The sequence below is a fragment of the Streptomyces sp. NPDC051217 genome, from assembly GCF_044455465.1.
GTDB lineage: Bacteria > Actinomycetota > Actinomycetes > Streptomycetales > Streptomycetaceae > Streptomyces.
Genome location: NZ_JBITEV010000001.1, coordinates 1,078,337 through 1,093,829, shown reverse-complemented (window position 1 = coordinate 1,093,829; position 15,493 = coordinate 1,078,337). Strand labels below are relative to the sequence as shown.

The 15,493-nt window shown below is 70.1% G+C and carries 16 protein-coding genes and 2 pseudogenes; 7 read left to right on the top strand and 11 right to left on the bottom strand.

Annotated elements, in window-relative coordinates; translation table 11 throughout:
• Positions 1–256 precede the first annotated feature (256 nt).
• From ACIBBB_RS05000 to ACIBBB_RS04985, 4 genes are all read right to left on the bottom strand, one after another.
• Positions 257–1,438 (bottom strand): acetate/propionate family kinase, encoded by a 1,182-nt coding sequence (locus ACIBBB_RS05000; RefSeq protein WP_398978734.1) that lies wholly within the window; start codon positions 1,436–1,438, stop codon positions 257–259.
• A 140-nt stretch (positions 1,439–1,578) separates the two neighbouring features.
• On the bottom strand, positions 1,579–2,664 hold the full coding sequence (locus tag ACIBBB_RS04995; protein WP_398978732.1) for a hypothetical protein: 1,086 nt from the start codon (positions 2,662–2,664) through the stop codon (positions 1,579–1,581).
• Positions 2,665–2,801: 137 nt separating this feature from the next.
• On the bottom strand, positions 2,802–3,464 hold the full coding sequence (locus ACIBBB_RS04990; RefSeq protein ID WP_398978730.1) for a response regulator: 663 nt from the start codon (positions 3,462–3,464) through the stop codon (positions 2,802–2,804).
• On the bottom strand, positions 3,461–4,588 hold the full coding sequence (locus ACIBBB_RS04985) for a histidine kinase (protein ID WP_398978728.1): 1,128 nt from the start codon (positions 4,586–4,588) through the stop codon (positions 3,461–3,463). The genes ACIBBB_RS04990 and ACIBBB_RS04985 overlap by 4 nt, the downstream gene beginning before the upstream one ends.
• Positions 4,589–4,818: 230 nt before the next feature.
• Here ACIBBB_RS04985 and ACIBBB_RS04980 point away from each other — a divergent pair, with 230 nt between their 5' ends.
• Positions 4,819–5,181 carry a DUF6223 family protein gene (locus tag ACIBBB_RS04980; RefSeq protein ID WP_398978726.1) on the top strand — a complete coding sequence of 121 codons (363 nt, stop codon included), beginning with the start codon at positions 4,819–4,821 and terminating at the stop codon, positions 5,179–5,181.
• Between the two features lie 19 nt (positions 5,182–5,200).
• Here ACIBBB_RS04980 and ACIBBB_RS04975 read toward each other — a convergent pair.
• Positions 5,201–5,890, bottom strand: a pseudogene (locus tag ACIBBB_RS04975) (APC family permease); the annotation flags it as partial.
• A 252-nt stretch (positions 5,891–6,142) separates the two neighbouring features.
• Positions 6,143–8,131: a heavy metal translocating P-type ATPase gene (locus ACIBBB_RS04970; protein WP_398978724.1), complete on the bottom strand. Its 1,989-nt coding sequence runs from the start codon at positions 8,129–8,131 to the stop codon at positions 6,143–6,145.
• Between the two features lie 95 nt (positions 8,132–8,226).
• Between ACIBBB_RS04970 and ACIBBB_RS04965 the strand changes: the two genes are divergently transcribed.
• Positions 8,227–8,613 carry an ArsR/SmtB family transcription factor gene (locus ACIBBB_RS04965; RefSeq protein ID WP_398978722.1) on the top strand — a complete coding sequence of 129 codons (387 nt, stop codon included), beginning with the start codon at positions 8,227–8,229 and terminating at the stop codon, positions 8,611–8,613.
• A gap of 135 nt (positions 8,614–8,748) precedes the next feature.
• Entirely contained in the window at positions 8,749–9,513 is a 765-nt protein-coding gene (locus ACIBBB_RS04960) for a hypothetical protein (protein ID WP_398978720.1), read from the top strand.
• A gap of 348 nt (positions 9,514–9,861) precedes the next feature.
• Here ACIBBB_RS04960 and ACIBBB_RS04955 read toward each other — a convergent pair whose 3' ends face one another.
• The 3 genes from ACIBBB_RS04955 to ACIBBB_RS04945 form a co-directional block, all read right to left on the bottom strand.
• Positions 9,862–10,218 (bottom strand): fluoride efflux transporter FluC, encoded by a 357-nt coding sequence (locus ACIBBB_RS04955; protein ID WP_398978719.1) that lies wholly within the window; start codon positions 10,216–10,218, stop codon positions 9,862–9,864.
• Between the two features lie 165 nt (positions 10,219–10,383).
• Positions 10,384–11,337 (bottom strand): MIP/aquaporin family protein, encoded by a 954-nt coding sequence (locus ACIBBB_RS04950; protein ID WP_398978717.1) that lies wholly within the window; start codon positions 11,335–11,337, stop codon positions 10,384–10,386.
• 451 nt (positions 11,338–11,788) lie between these two features.
• Positions 11,789–12,127: a MerR family transcriptional regulator gene (locus ACIBBB_RS04945; protein WP_398978715.1), complete on the bottom strand. Its 339-nt coding sequence runs from the start codon at positions 12,125–12,127 to the stop codon at positions 11,789–11,791.
• Between the two features lie 601 nt (positions 12,128–12,728).
• Here ACIBBB_RS04945 and ACIBBB_RS04940 point away from each other — a divergent pair.
• Genes ACIBBB_RS04940 through ACIBBB_RS04930 form a run of 3 tightly spaced genes read left to right on the top strand, consistent with a single transcriptional unit; the run spans position 12,729 to position 13,590 of the window.
• Positions 12,729–13,043: a GvpL/GvpF family gas vesicle protein gene (locus tag ACIBBB_RS04940; protein ID WP_398978713.1), complete on the top strand. Its 315-nt coding sequence runs from the start codon at positions 12,729–12,731 to the stop codon at positions 13,041–13,043.
• A gap of 2 nt (positions 13,044–13,045) precedes the next feature.
• Positions 13,046–13,276, top strand: a complete 231-nt coding sequence (locus ACIBBB_RS04935) for a gas vesicle protein (RefSeq protein WP_398978711.1) — start codon at positions 13,046–13,048, stop codon at positions 13,274–13,276.
• Positions 13,273–13,590 (top strand): gas vesicle protein K, encoded by a 318-nt coding sequence (locus tag ACIBBB_RS04930; protein ID WP_398978709.1) that lies wholly within the window; start codon positions 13,273–13,275, stop codon positions 13,588–13,590. Before ACIBBB_RS04935 ends, ACIBBB_RS04930 begins: the two co-directional genes overlap by 4 nt.
• A gap of 16 nt (positions 13,591–13,606) precedes the next feature.
• Here the strand turns inward: ACIBBB_RS04930 and ACIBBB_RS04925 are convergent.
• Positions 13,607–13,861 (bottom strand): annotated as a pseudogene (locus ACIBBB_RS04925) (GvpL/GvpF family gas vesicle protein); the annotation flags it as partial.
• 141 nt (positions 13,862–14,002) lie between these two features.
• Complete coding sequence (gene gvpO, locus ACIBBB_RS04920; RefSeq protein WP_398978707.1) at positions 14,003–14,323, bottom strand: gas vesicle protein GvpO; 321 nt, start codon at positions 14,321–14,323, stop codon at positions 14,003–14,005.
• Between the two features lie 270 nt (positions 14,324–14,593).
• Here gvpO and ACIBBB_RS04915 point away from each other — a divergent pair, with 270 nt between their 5' ends.
• Positions 14,594–15,463 carry an SDR family oxidoreductase gene (locus ACIBBB_RS04915; protein WP_398978705.1) on the top strand — a complete coding sequence of 290 codons (870 nt, stop codon included), beginning with the start codon at positions 14,594–14,596 and terminating at the stop codon, positions 15,461–15,463.
• The last annotated feature ends 30 nt before the right edge of the window (positions 15,464–15,493 follow it).

The window sequence follows — 15,493 nt, the reverse complement described above, 5'->3', positions numbered from 1 at the left end:
TCCGTGCGGTGAGTTCCCAGACAGCTCCCACCACACCGGAGGTCTTCGCCATATTCAAGACCTACCGAGTGTCAACAACGCTCGTGATCAATACACCTAGGCGCAGGAGCCGGATCGTGGTCCACCGGCCGTGGCGCCGTGGGTGGTCAGAACTCGGTGACGGGCCGTCAGCAGGGGACCGGGGACCGGGGCCACGTCCAGAGCGTCCGGAGCATCGCCGCCCTGCTGACCTCACTCCTCGTCATCGCCCGCGCCGTCAGCCTCCTTCGTTAGGCGGCCGGTTCGGCCCCAGGGCGTGTTTGGCAGGGCGCGGGAGGAAGCGCCGGGTCTCCGCGGCGATCTGCTGCGTCTCACCGGTCGCGACGACGATCACCGGGACGCCGGTGCCGGGCCTGTCGATCCTCAGCGCCCCCTGCTCGCGCAGTTCCCGCTCCGTGGGGACGGACAGGCCGCCGCGCAGCCCGAGGACACGAAGGCGCAGGCAGACCTCTTCCCGTACCTCGGGCTGGTCCTCGCCGATCTCGCCGGTGAAGACCAACGCGTCGAGGCGCTCCAGCGAGGCGGCCATGGCCGCGATGTTCCGGCCGCAGCTGTGGACGAAGGCGGCCAGTGCCCCCTCGGCGCCCGCGTGTCCCCCCGCTCGCGCGCGCACCAGGTCACGGGTGTCCCCCGACAGGCCCGAGAGTCCGAGCAGCCCCGAGCGTCGGTGGAGCGCGTCGGAGATCTCCCGTTCCGTCAGGCCGTGGTGGCTCTGGAGCCACAGAAGCGCCCCCGGGTCGACGCTCCCGCTGCGCCGGCTCATCACCAGGCCCTCCAGCGGGGTGAGCCCCATGGTGGTGTCCACACTGCGGCCTTCGCGTACGGCACACGCCGAGCAGCCACCGCCGAGGTGCACGAGAACGGCCTGGAAGGTGTGGGCCGGGCGGTCGAGCACCTCGGCCGTCCGCTCCAGGGCCCACGCGTACGAGAGCCCGTGAAAGCCGTAACGGCGCAGCCCGTACTGGATGCGCCACTTCTCCGGGACGGCGTACCGCTGGGCGGCGGCGGGCAGTTCCCGGTGGAAGGCCGTGTCGAAGCACGCCACGTGGGGAACGTCCGGCAGCAGCTCACGGGCGGCGTCCACGACGGTGAGCGCGGGGGGCAGGTGCAGGGGCGCCAGGCTGGTGACCTCCTCCAGCAGAGCGCGTACCCGCCCGTCGATCAGGGTGTGCTCGGTGAGATGGGGACCACCGTGCACGAGCCGGTGCCCTACAACGGCCGGCGCCGGCAGAGTGGCCAGGAAGCCACGCAGGGACTCGATGGTGTCAGGGCCGGGCGCTTCGGAGGAGTCGTGGCCGGCGATTTTGGTGCCGTCCGTCCCGAAAAGGGTGAAGTGCAGGCTTGAGGAGCCGGCGTCCAGAGTCAGGACACGCCCCTCGGACGACGGACCCGGGGTCATCTTCCGCCTCCTGGCGGCGTTCGGCGCGCCCCCGGTACAGGGCAGACGTGGTCGCCCTGGATCAGCGCCACTCCGCCGGCCGAAGGAGCCTCTGCTCGCCTTGCTCGCCGTTCGTCCATCTCTCTCCCTGTCCGGTCCGCCTATGTGGAGCGTGACGCGATGTCGCCGGGCCACCCCGTGTCCTGCCGCTGACTCTGGCGCTGGCGCTCGCCGTACGCGGCCAGTCGCACCGCCCGGTCGTTCTCAAGTCCGGCGCCCAGCGCGCCGCCCACCGTGCCCATGGAGGTGATGAACCAGGCCAGGGAGAGGTAGTACCCCACGCCCGGCCGGCGCCCGATGACGGGGCTCAGGACCTCAGGGGTGAGCAGGAACACCGCCGTGAGAGCGACGAGTACGAACAACACGGCGTACAGGCACGCGATGCCGATGTACAGGGTGATCACCGTGGCCATGTTGTACAGGACGGCCCGCTGACGGGCGATCTCACCGTCGGGCCGTTCCCACAGTTCGTGATCGACGACGAGCCAGGCGACCAGTGCCGTGATGGACAGAATGGTCAACGCGACTGCGCGGACCGCCTCAAGGTGCCGACTGACCTGCCAGACGTCACTGCTGATCAGACCGAACGCGGCGGTGGCGAAGACACCGGCGAGCGCCCGGGACAGGCCGGTGAACAACAGCCACGGCCTGTTGGCCCGCACCATTCCCGCCAGCAGGCGCAATCGGCCCCAGGCGCCGGGAAGAACGTAGTGCTGCCGCTGTCCGGCCTGCTGGATCCTGCCGGGAACCACCATCCTGCCGGGCGCCTCGGAGAACAGCGCGCCGATGACGCCGAGCAGGGCGTGACGGACCCGGTGCGGAACGCGGAACGTGCCCAGCGACGGCAGGGAGAGCAGTCCGATGCGGTCCGGCGGACTGAGCATCGCGACGACCGGCCGGGCCCTGTCGCGGTACGGCAGGTCGGTCAGGAACACCGCGATGTCCCAGGTCCTGCCCCGGAGCCGCTCGGTGAGCTCCTGCATTATGTGAGGAAGGTCGGCCTGCTCGACGACGCCCAAGGGACTCGACCCCACCGTGATCCGCCAGTCCACGTCGGGCGCCATGTCGCGGAGCGACTCGGCGAGTTCTACCTCCAGCCGGGTGGCCACCTCGGTCGGCCACCCCGGATCAGCCATCAGGAGGACGTCGAGGATCCCGGCCTCGGTGCCCGCGCTCGACATGTTCATCGCCTGTCAATTTATGTCAAATCGGTACGTCTTTCCCCTTAGCTCGGCCCCTGTGGCGTGGCCCCGGGTGCGGTGTGGCCCGCGAGGTCTTGGGTGGCGAGGTGCCGCAGGGCTTGGCTGGTCGACGGCGCGCGGGGTCAGGAGTTGCGCGGCGTTACCAGGCCGGATTCGTAGGCAAGGACCACGAGCTGGGCGCGGTCGCGGGCGTGGAGCTTGGTCATGGCCCGGTTGATGTGGGTCTTGGCGGTCAACGGTGTGATGACCATGCGGTCGGCGATCTCACCGTTGGACAGCCCCTGTGCGGCGAGGGCGACCGCCTCGCGTTCGCGGCCTGTCAGTTCCTCCAGGCCGCCGCCGGCGCGGGTGGGGGGCGGCTGGGTGACGTACCGGTCGATGAGCTTGCGGGTGATCGCGGGCGCGAGCAGGGCGTCACCGCGGGCGGCGACGCGTACGGCGTGCAGGAAGTCTTCCGGGACGATGTCCTTGACGAGGAACCCGGCGGCGCCGGCGCGCAGCGCGTCGAAGACGTACTCGTCCATGCCGTAGTTGGTCAGCACGACGACGTGCACCCCGGCCAGGGCCGGGTCTGCGGCGATGCGCCGGGTCGCTTCGATGCCGTCCATGACGGGCATCTGGATGTCGATGAGCGCGACGTCGGGCAGTTGCTTCTTGACGAGCGCCAGTCCCTCTTGGCCGTCGGATGCCTCGGCCACCACCTCGATGTCGTCTTCGAGGTCGAGCAGCGCGCGGAAGCCGCTGCGCAGGAGCGGCTGGTCGTCGACCAGCAGAACACGGATCACGACGCTCCGTCGGTGGGGAGTTCGGCCTGGACGGTGAAGCCGCCTGTGCTGTGCGGCCCGGTGCGCAGGCGGCCGCCCAGGGCGGTGACGCGTTCGTGCATGCCGAGCAGCCCGAGGCCGGACGTCGGCGGGGTGTCCTGCGTGGTTTTTCCGTTGTCGTCGACGCGGATGGTGAGGACGTCTGCCCGGTAGGCGATCAGCACCGAGGCGGTGGTGGCCGCGGCGTGGCGCGAGACGTTGGTGAGCGACTCCTGGACGATCCGGTACGCGGTACGGCCCACCGCGGCCGGCAGGGCGTGGGGATGTCCTTCGATCGTCAACTTGGTCCCCAGGCCGGTCGTTTGGAAACGCTTCACCAGGTCGGGGATGTGGTCGAGTCCGGGCGGCGGGGTGGTGTCGTCGTCGCGCAGTGCCTCAAGGGTCGCGCGCAGTTCCCGGCTCGCCTCCCGGCCGGCTTCCTGGATCGCCAGCAGGGCCTCCGGCACCTGCTCACCCCGCCGCCGGGCCACGTGGACGGCAACCTCGGACTGCACCTTGATGACCGAGATCTGGTGGGTGAGCGAGTCGTGCAGTTCCCGTGCGATGCGCAGTCGCTCCTCGTCGGCCCGGCGTCGCGCGGTCTCCTCGCGGGTGTGCTCGGCTTCGTCCGCCCGCCGTTCGGCCTGCCGCACCGCCTCCCCGGCGGAAAAGGCGGCGATCAGCCAGGCGATCTCCAGGGTGCTCCGGGCCTGTGTCGCGGCCTCGCGCGCGGGTCCGTCGTGCGAGACCAGGGCGGAGAGTTGGAGCACAGCAAGCAGACCCACGGAGGCGGCCAGCGTGACCGCGCGGTGCCCGGCGCGTACGGCGCCGTAGACCGCGACCAGGTAGGAGACGGCGAGCACTTCGAACCCGGCCGCCTGGTAGCCCACCGCGGACAGCCCGGCGACGGCCAGCACCACGAGCGGTGCCCGGCGTCGCGCTGCCAGCGCCAGCCCGCCGACCGCCAGCAGCGCGGAGCCGAGCACCTCGCGGCCCCCGGACGGGTGGGACCCGGACAGCCCGGTGCCCAGCAGCAGCGCCGCCACGGCCACGGCGATCGTCCAGTCGGTGACCCCGGCCGGGACAGCGAACCGCCCTTTGTTCATGGGCGCACCGTAGCCGGATGCGGTAGTGGGCGAATCCGGCCCAGGGACGAGAGGTCGACTGCCACGCGTGCGGTATTCGCGCGCCGCCTGCCGCATCCGCAGTAGTGGGATGCCACAGCAGCGGCAGTGGGAAGTGTCTGCGCCTGCTGGACGACCGGTGGGAGGCCCGGCGCGCATGCTCAAGGCGCATCAGAGATCGCAGTCGGCGACGGAGAAGATGGAGAGCTGGTATGAGCACTTCAGCAGCGCTGATGGTGGCCGCCGAGGGCGGGATCATCGGTGACGGACGGACCGGGGCCAACCTGGCCCTCGGAGCAGGACTGCTCGGCCTGGTGATCGGCTGGCCGGCCCTGACTCGCGTCGGCGGCCGGATCAGCACCGGCAAGGCGCGCACCGGCGGGATGTCGGCGGTCGCTGCGGGGATGGCCGGCATGGTACTCGCGGTGCTGCACCTGGCCACCTCCAGTGGCGGTCCCGGGACCGGCAACGGGCTCGTCGGCGCCGTCGCAGCGGTGCCGTTGGGGCTGGGCGGCGTGCTCCTCGGCCGTCGGGCACTGATCCGTTGCCGCGGCGCCGGGCAGCCGATCGGATGACCGGCTGAGCGGCGCCGGGTCACGGTGTGCGTGCGGCCACCGCGCGGCGCACGCCGTAGGCGGCGGCACGACGGCCGGCACTGCGGCCCCAGCGACCACCGAGGACAGCGGCAGGGCGAAGGCCAAGACCAGACAGCCGACGAGCCCGATCACGGGGATGATCCGCGCGGGACGGCCCACCAGAGGTCGCAGGGGCCAGGCGGAAGCGTTGGCGACGGCGTAGTACGCCAGGACCCGGAAGGAGGAATCCGATCGCCGCGCGCAGGTCTGCCGTCGCAGCGAGCACGGCCACCACGGCGCCGACCGCGAGTGCGGCACGGTGCGGCACCTTGAACTGCGTGTGCACGGCGGCCAGGCAGTGCGGCAGGTGCCGGTCGCCGGCCATCGCAGGGGCGGTGCGGGAGACACCGAGGATCAGCGCGAGCAGCGATCCGAGTGCCCCCAGGGCGGCCCCGACGCGCACGGCCCGCACCAGCCAGTCGGTGCCCGCGGCCCGGACCGCCTCGGACAGCGGAGCTGCGGCAAGGGTCAGGCCGCCGGGCCCGAGCACCTTCATGACGGCGACGTAGACGGCCAGGGTGATGGCGAGCGCCATCGGGATGGCCCTGGGGGTGGTGCGGGCGGGGTCACGGACCTCCTCACCGAGGGTGGCGATGCGGGCGTACCCGGCGAACGCGGAGAACAGCAGGCCCGCCGCCTGGAGCTCACCTTCGCTGTCGCGCTGAAGGACAAGGGCGTCCCCCGTCCACGGCATCGCGCAGAAGCTCACCATCAACCCAAGCCCGTACGGATCCACGGCCCGGGGCCCCTCTCACCGCCGAGGAGATCGACCTGCGCGACCGTCCCCAGGCCCAGCCCGACCCGAACGCAGTGACGCGTAGGGCCGGCCCAAGACCAAGATCAGGCGCTTGGCGTTACTGGCTGTTCCGCTGCTTCCCTCGACCGTTCTTGCCGCGGCGGCTCACCGCGCGTCCCGGGCGGCGCGGTTCCAGGCGGCGTCGCGCAGCAGCCGCAGCCCGTTGAGGCCGACGATGACGGTGGAGCCTTCGTGACCGAGAACGCCGAGGGGCAGCGGCAGGTGGCCCGCCAGGTCCCAGATGACCAGGCCGGAGATGAACACTCCGGCGATGACGAGGTTCTGCACCACCAGACGGCGGGCGGCGCGGGACAGGCTGACGACGGTGGGAATGGTGGCGAGTTCGTCGCGGACGACGACGGCGTCGGCTGTTTCGAGGGCGAGGTCGGAGCCGGCGCGGCCCATGGCGATGCCGGTGTGGGCGGCGGCCAGCGCGGGCGCGTCGTTGACGCCGTCTCCGACGACCAGCACTTTGCGTCCACCCGCCTCCAGGCGGCGTACGGCCTCGACCTTGTCCTGGGGCAGCAGACCGGCGTGAACGTCATCGCCGGTGATGCCGACTTCGGCGGCCAGGAGGGCGGCCGCGCGCGGGTTGTCGCCGGTCACCAGCACCGGGGGGCTGCCGGTCAGTACGGTCAGGGCTGTGACGGTCGCGGCGGCGTCGGGGCGCAACCGGTCGGCGATGCCCAGTACCCCGACCGCGGAACCGTCGCGCAGGACCACGACCGCGGTGCGCCCGCCGTCCTCCAACTCGGCAGCGACCTCGGCGGCGCGGGCCGAGACGGAGTCGTTGTCGTCGAGGAGCCGGGCGGGGGCCCCGACCTCGACCGTGTGACCGTCGACGGTGGCGGCGACACCGACTCCGGGTCCGGAGGTGAAGTTCCGCATGCCAGGGACGGCCAGGCCCCGGGTGCGGGCGGCGTCGACGACCGCACGGGCCAACGGGTGTTCGCTGGGGTGCTCGGCCGCGGCTGCCAACGCCAGCAGAGCGTTCTCGGTCAGGCCGGAGCCGTCCAGGGGGCGGATGTCGGTGACGCGGGGCGTTCCCTCGGTGAGGGTGCCGGTCTTGTCCAGGGCGACCGCGTCGACCTGCCCGAGGCGTTCCATGACGACGGCGGACTTCACCAGCACACCGTGGCGGCCGGCGTTGGCGATCGCCGAGAGCAGCGGCGGCATCGTCGCCAGGACCACGGCGCACGGCGAGGCAACGATCATGAAGGTCATCGCCCTCAGCAGCGACCCGGTCAGGTCCGCGCCGAACGCGAGCGGGATGAGGAAGACCGCCAGGGTCGCGACGACCATGCCCAGGCTGTAGCGCTGCTCGACCTTCTCGATGAACAACTGGGTGGGCGCCTTGGTCTCGGAGGCTTCCTCGACCATCGCCACGATCCGGGCGATCACCGAGTCCGACGCGTCCCGCTCGACCTTCACCCGCAGGGCACCGGTCCCGTTCAGGGTGCCGGCGAACACTTCGTCGCCGCTCTCCTTCGCCACCGGCAGCGGCTCGCCGGTGATGGTGGCCTGGTCGACCTCACTGGCCCCGTCCACAACGCGGCCGTCCGCGCCTACCCGTTCACCGGGCCGGACCAAGATGGTGTCCCCGACCACCAGATCGGCGGTGGCCACGCTCTCCTCACCCCCGCCGTCACCCAGCCGGGTCGCGGTGGTGGGCGCGAGGTCGAGCAGGCCGCGCACCGCGTCCTGGGTACGGGCGGTCGCCAGCGCCTCCAGTGCGCCCGAAGTGGCGAAGATGACGATCAGCAGCGCGCCGTCCATCACCTGGCCGATCGAGGCCGCCCCGAGCGCGGCCACGATCATCAGCAGGTCGACGTCCAGGGTCTTCTCCCGCAGCGCCGTCAGCCCGGCCCAGCCCGGCTCCCACCCACCGCTGAGGTAGGCGGCGGCGTAGATGGGGCCCCACGCCCAGGCGGGTGCGCCGGTCAGCTGGAGCGGCAACGCGATCAGGAACAGCACCAGCGCCGCCGCGGCCCAGCGGGCCTCCGCCAGGGCGAACACCCGGGTACGCCGCTTCGGCGCCGTACGCGCCGGGGCCGGAGCCGCCGGTTCGGGCCGCTGGATCAGGTCGGAAGGCATGACGAAGAGACCCCTTCGGGGCGGAGGACAGCGACACGACCACGCTACAGGAACATATGAACAGTTCTTCAGGTGTGCTCGGTAGAATAGGCGTCATGGGTCACGGAGCCGACGACACGACCAACGCCACCGCGCGCGAACGCCTGGACGCGGCGGGGGCCACCGACGTCGCCGCCACCCTCCAAGCCCTGGCCACTCCCTCGCGGCTGTACATCCTGGCCCGCCTCCGCGAAGGCCCCTGCGCGGTCGGCGACCTCGCCGAGGACGTGGGCATGGAAGCCTCCGCCTGCTCTCACCAGCTGCGCCTGCTGCGCAATCTCGGGCTGGTCACCGGAGAACGCCAGGGCCGTTCCATCGTCTACGCCCTCTACGACAACCACGTCGCCGAACTCCTGGACCAGGCCCTCTTCCACGTCGAGCACCTGCGGCTCGGCCAGCGCGACGCGCCTGCCACCGAAGCGGCTCCGGCGGCCCGGCGGTAGACGGTCACGGTCCTCTGACGCGGACCAAGTCTGCGCGGAGCGTTTCGTTCTCCTGACCGGACACCGCAGATCTGCCCAACTGCCGAGTCGTCAGCACACCGTTCACTGCCACGAACGGCCGGTTATTCTCATCCCGTGCAGCCACTTGGCGAACTGGTGAGCGTTCATCCGGTCAACAATGCACGGCGCTGGGGCCTGGGGATCGGAGCTTTGCTGGTCGCTGGCGTACCGGCGGGTCTCCTGAACCTCGCGATATTCAATGCCTGGTTCGTCGGCTTTGGTCAGCTGATGGGCTACGGGTTGATTGTCGCGGTGCCGGCGCTGTCGATCGCGGTGACTCAGCTGGCGAAGGCGATCCGCGGTGGTTTCGGTGAGTCGTACGAGATCCACCAGCGCGGCCTCGTACATGTCAGCTGGGGCGTCCGGCGCAGCTGGACATGGGATCAGGTCTACGGGGTTGTCACGACCGGGAGTGAGTGGGGTCACCGGTTCGGCCGGGACTTCGGCTGTGTGGTCAGCTTTCACGGGGGCGCCCGTGTGCGGTTCAACGGGCTCACCCACAATGCCCGGACAATCGCAGAAACGCTGAAAAACCACTGTCCGGAGGCGGTCGGCAGAGAGCACGGGCCCCGTGCCGGGGAAATCTTCGAGGACATCCTCCCCTGGCTGACCGCTGTCCTCGCGATCGCCCTCGGCTGGGTGACGTGGTGGGCCGTGGACCACATCCTCACCAACGAGGAGCAGACCGCCCACCTATCGCCCGACGACAGGGAGGCCGAGGCGCTCAGCGACTCTGCGCTGGGCGGCCTGACGGTGCTTATTTTCGTCTCCGGGCTGGGCGCCCTGCTCTCCACGGTCGCCGCCATATTCCTCCTCAAATCCTGGTTCGAGGATCGTTAGCTCGTCGCAGCCCGCAGCCCTCCAGGAACCCAGCGACGGCACATCCCGCGGGCCGGTGTGCCGCGCCGCCGACAGATCCTCCTCGCGGACTGACCGCCCTGACGCTCAGTGAGCAGACCACAAGAAGTGGACAGGCACTTGCGGCCGGTGACCAGGTCCTCGTCATCAAAGGGGTCGCCGGCGGGGAGCTGTGGGGCGATGCGATACGCGTCGTCGCACCGTCCTGGCACACCCCGGCCAACGAGGACGGCCGACCCCAGCACAACGCCACCGGCCCCGCGGCCGTTTGCCCGGACGGCGCCCGAGCAGTACCCGGCGCCTCAAGCCCGCGTACCGAGTTCTGAGCGTTCAGTTCGTGGCCGTCACCGCGCCGCAGACGGCTGCCGCCGAGCCGATCACCAGGCTGGTGAACGCTCTCAGACCTGCCATCCCGTGGTGCCCTCCCTGATGCAGTTCCAGCAACTGATGGCTGACGATGCTGAAGGTCGTCACAGCTCCGCCGAGCAGCACGTACAACAGCGCGGGCGTGGCGTGGGAGCTTGCTCCGCCAAGCACGGCGCCCAGCGCGAAGCATCCGGTGAAATTGACCGCGAACGGGGCCCACGGGGGAAGGCCGCCGCGCCATACGTGGAGAAACCACTTCTCGATGCCAAGCCGAAGTGCCGCGCCCCCTGCCCCGCCGAGGATGATCAGAAGCAGCATCATGCTACGAACCCCATGCGAAGGCGAGACGGCAGCGCGGCTGCCGTACGTGCCTCGACTCTCGCCGATCGCGGGGGTCTGCCCGGAGCTGCGGAGGCTGGGCCACCGCGTCAGCGTGCTCGGGGCGGGCAGTCAGGTACGGTTCTTCCGCACCCCCATGCTCCGGTGTCACTCCTCGTCCGTGCCCTTCTCCGGCCGTGTCCGGCCCGTCTCCTGCGTGATGCCTCGCTGTGCGCGGATGTGGAGGACATCGCCGATGAACAGGTCGTACACCAGCACTCCGATCACTCCGCCGATCAGCGGCCCGACGATCGGGATCCAGAAGTAACTGCTGAAGCCCCCGACCCCGGAGAGGTTGCCGGGCATGGCCAGATCCTCCCAGCCGGCGGCCCAGGTGAGCAGCCGCGGACCGAGGTCACGTGCCGGGTTGATGGCGTAGCCGGCGTTCGCTCCGTACGACATGCCGATCGCCGCCACAGCGAACCCGACGATCAACGGCCCGAGGTTGGCTTTCACGGCGGTGTTGCGCAGGTCGACGACCGCGACGACCAGCATCACCAGGAACATGGTGCCGACGATCTGGTCGATCAGCGATCCCCAGATGCCACCGTTGAAGTACGGCGCCGGGAACGTGCCGAAGATGGAGAACGACGCGAGCGTGTGACCGTTGGTCTTCGGGCCCTTCATCGCAAGGTCGAAGGCGTTGATGGCGTCGTAGTAGACCCCGTAGACCAGCGCGGCGCCGGTGAACGCCCCGGCGACCTGCGATACCCAGTACGGGATGACCTTCGCCCAGGCGAACTTGCGGCGCACCGCGAATGCCAGGGTCACCGCCGGGTTGATGTGCGCTCCGCTCACCCCGCCGGCCACGTACACACCGAAGACCACGGCCATCGCCCAGCCCCAGGTGATCAGCAGCCAGTCGCCGGAGCTCAGGAAGAACGTGGTGGGACCCTCTGTGCGGCCCGATCCGGGGAGGGCCGCGACCGTCATGGCCACGACACCGCATCCGAAAGAGATGAGAACGAACGTTCCGAGGAACTCTGCCAGGCATTCGCCCCCCAGAGTTGCCCGACGCCTGAATCGCGCAGACTTGATCAAGGGAGGAATCTCTACGACCATGGGTCCTCTTAGACTCTCGTCAGGTGCGCCGGAACGCGGCTGGGTCCCCTCCCCGCGACCGCACCCTACTGTCAGGTGATCGCGTGGGCGTGGCAACGACGCGCCCGCTCGGCCACGGACGACGCAGCGACTTCACGCTCCTGCCCCACATACCGCGGGACCGCTCGGCCTCCGGACGGGACGTCACCCACCGCGTGGCTCGGATCGATTCTGCCTCGAACCGGCGGCGCCGCCCGGTACACCCATCGGGCCCGCCTCCTCCCGCCCCGGGGCGGTCACGTACGACCAATCAGGACGCGAAGGATGCCTGACTGCCGGTCAGGCAGGGAGTCGGCCGGGCCATCTCGCCTGCGTCAAATCGGCCGACCCGGTCGCTGCTGCGAACCGGCGCGTCGCGCCCGGTCGGGAAGCCCGGCCTCCGTGATGCGCCGGGCCGTGGGTCCGTGAGCCGTCAGGTACGTGTCGTGCGTTGGGATGCGTGATCCGAGCCGCGCAGCTGCTCGTTGATGCGCTGAGCTTCTTCGAGTTGGTCTTCGAGGATAACGATGCGGCAGGCGGCCTCGACGGGAGTGCCCTGGTCGACGAGTTCGCGGGCGCGGGCGGCGATCTTCAGCTGGTATCTGGAGTAGCGGCGGTGGCCGCCGTCCGAGCGCAGCGGGGTGATGAGGCGGGCCTCACCGATGGCCCGGAGGAAGGCGGGGGTGGTGCCGAGTATTTCAGCGGCCCGTCCCATGGTGTAGGCGGGGTAATCGTCGTCGTCGAGTCGCTCACGGGAGCTTTCTGCGGTCATTCGCACCTCTGTTCGGGAACGCGTTCGAGGGGCCTTGGTGCCGAGCGGCACCAAGGCCCCGAAGGACTACAACACCATCACCGGCTTACTGCTGCGCCGGCCTTCTGTATCCGCACTGTCGCCCTGGGGGATGAGGGCGATGCGGGGATCGCGGATGCGTGACCGTGGGACCACCTTCCATTCCGGGGCCTGCGGTACCCGGGCCGACCATGCCCTTGCCCGGGCGATCCTGATGGCGTCTGCCTCCTTCTCCTCTTCACTGCCGGTCAGCCTGCTCTGTACTGCTGGTCCTGCGTGCACGGCAGTTCGTATCTGCCGCGCCGTCCTGATCTCTTGGCTACGAGGAAAACACTACCCACCGGCATGCCCAGATGTCTACTCCGGCCGTGACAGATTTTCTACGAGGAGGGGTACCGGGCTTCTGTTCCACACCACGTAGACGATGCTCGTACTGGTGGTCTCCGAACTCGTTACCAACGCGGTGCCGGCACAGCCGCGCGAGAGCACTCCTGACCTCAACGGCGAGCCGTCGGCTTCGGCCGGCACATGGTCAATGAGTTGACCACCCACCTCACGATCACGCCCGAAAGCCCAGCAACCGTTGAGTCCGTGTCTCCTGCACCGTAAACGCGGCCTTCAGCAGCGACGCGAACAGCGCCACGAGGAGGCGTTGCGTGCCGCCGAGACAGTGGACGCGGAACTGCGCGAGCTCGCCACTGCCTCGCGCCGGCTGCGCCCGCACGGACAGGAGGCATCCGGGCGACGACGCACCCAGGTTCTCAATGCCGCCTATCTGGTGGCGGAAGGCCGAGCCGCCGACGTAAGCAGGCTGGTCGGCCTGCTGGAGAACCGCACGGGAGCGGAGATCGAGATCTCCGGCCCATGGGTGCCGTACTCCTTCGTGGGAGGGGTGTAGCCGTGACCACGGGCCGGCCCGTTCCCTGGGACAATCCCGAACCCCTGACAGGCCCCATCGGCGTCCCACTGGTCGATCTCCTCGACCGAGTTCTGGCAACCGGTGTGGTGATCAGCGGGAACCTCGTTATCGCCATCGCCGATGTGCCGCTCGTCCGGCTCTCTCTGCACGCGTTGCTCTCGTCGGTCAGCGAACGCGTACCGGCACCCTGGGCGGACGGAGGCCCGCTATGACCACGACACGCATGGATCTGGACCGCGAGCAGATGGGCCGCGACCTTGTCGCGCTGGTACTCACCGTCGTGGAACTGCTGCGCCAACTGATGGAGCGACAGGCGATCCGCCGGGTCGAACAGGGTGACCTGAGCGAGGAACAGATCGAGGAGATCGGCACGACTCTGATAGGCAACCCCGGCCCCCTTCGCGGGACCGGGACCGGACTCGGTCCCGCGCTCGGGCTCGGTGGCGGGCTGGGATGGGGCGGACGCGGCGTCCACCTTCACCCCCCCACTCGACATGCCCGGCGATGCGGTCGAGGACAGACATGAACCTGCCGGCTTCGCCGGCCATCGCCTGCCGCGCGCGGCTGTCACTGCGGTACAGCGTGGCCAGGGGCAACGGAACGGTCGGACCACAGGCCGACGCCGCACTGACCACCGAATGATGAGCACGGGCACACCGCTCAAGTTCCGTGGGATCCGAAAGCCGTTCCTGCCATGCCTCCTCGGTGAAGTCCCGTGCCGTCACGCGCTGGACGACCGCGGTGAGCGGGCCGCACGGCAGGACACGGACAGGGGCGTCCTCGGCGACGCCCGGCAGTCCGGTCAGCGCGGCGGGTTCCAGCCTGCGGCAGACGGCGATGACATATGTCGCAGGTCATCCACCCCCGCGAGGCCCGCAGGCAGTCCGGTTCCTGACGGAACGATCGCGTAGACGTACACACTTCCGTCCGTGCGGCGGTCACTGGTCGGTGGACCCGCGTCGGTAGCGCCGCAGCCTGCGGTACTCCACGAGCGCGCCGTCGTGATCGAGCAGCACCTCGTACGCGGCGAGCAGACTTGTCGTGTCCGGGATCCGGGGCACTTCGAGGACATCGACGACAGCGCACCATCCGTCGTCGGTACGCCGCACGGCCGAGACGCCCTCCGAGTGGTGTCCGATCAGCCCTTCGAGCTCCTCGACGGCAGCGCGGGCGGCCCCTTTGGGATCTGCGGCTGTGGCCGCGCTCCGGCCTCCGTGCGAGGAAGCGCGTTGGGTACGCGTACGACGTTGCTCTGCCATGATCACAAGTCTGTTGGTCTTCGGCTGGGCCGCATCTTGAGCGGAGCGGCGCCGACGCCCCGATCTCGGACGCGGCGTACGCCACGCCCTCTCGCGCGCCGTACGCCGGAAGGGTGGTCGGGGCGCCGGGGAACTCAACCGGTCGGGTTCCCTCGCACGTTCGGCCCTGCGTCCCCCGCAGGTGGCGGATGTGCGCGTACTGCCGCCGTGGGCGAGAGTGACCTGGCGGACGGAATTTCCCGGCGTCGCCGCCCATCTGGAGGAGTCCACGTGACCGGTCGGAAGAACGTTCTGCGCGGCCGTACAGCTGTGGTGACCGGCGCCGCACGGGGTGTGGGAGAAGCTGTCGCCAGGGAGCTGGCCGCCCGCGGCGCCGATGTCGCACTGGTCGGCCTCGAAGGGGAGAAACTCGCCCAAGTGGCCCGGGAGCTGCCTACAGAGTCGCGACACTGGCAGGTGGACGTCTCGGACGAGAAGGCGATGGCGCGCGTCGCCGACGAGGTACGCGATCGTATGGGACCCGTATCGGTCGTCGTTGCCAACGCGGGAGTGGCCGAGGGTGGCCCGTTCCTCGACACGGACATGGCCAGTTGGCGGCGCGTCATCGAGGTCAACCTTGTGGGCAGCGCGATCACCGCGCGGGTGTTCCTCCCGCATCTGCTCGACACCCGCGGTTACTACCTGCAGATCGCCTCGCTGGCCTCCATCGGCGCCGCGCCGATGATGAGCGCCTACTGCGCTTCCAAAGCGGGCGTGGAGTCCTTCTCCCACGCCCTGCGCCCGGAACTCGCTCCGCGAGGCGTCGGGGTGGGCACCGCCTATCTGAACTGGACCGACACGGACATGATCCGCGACGCCGACCAGCACGCGGTGCTCCGAGAACTCCGCGCGCACATGCCTCCGCCCGCCCGCAGGATCTACCCCGCGGACCATGTGGCGGTGCGCCTGGTCGCCGCGGTCGAGCGCCGCGCCTCCTCCGTCTACGTGCCGGGCTGGCTCAAGGGCGTACAGGCGGTACGGGCCGGCCTGCCGACGGTCGTCTCCAGGATCGCGCGGCGGGAGCTGACCCGCTCGGAGTTCTCGGCGACGGGCCTGCTCGGGTCCGGCGGCCGAGCGGCAGAGCCGCGACGTTCCTCATGAGATGACCTCCCCGGGGGCCTTCCCGCGCCA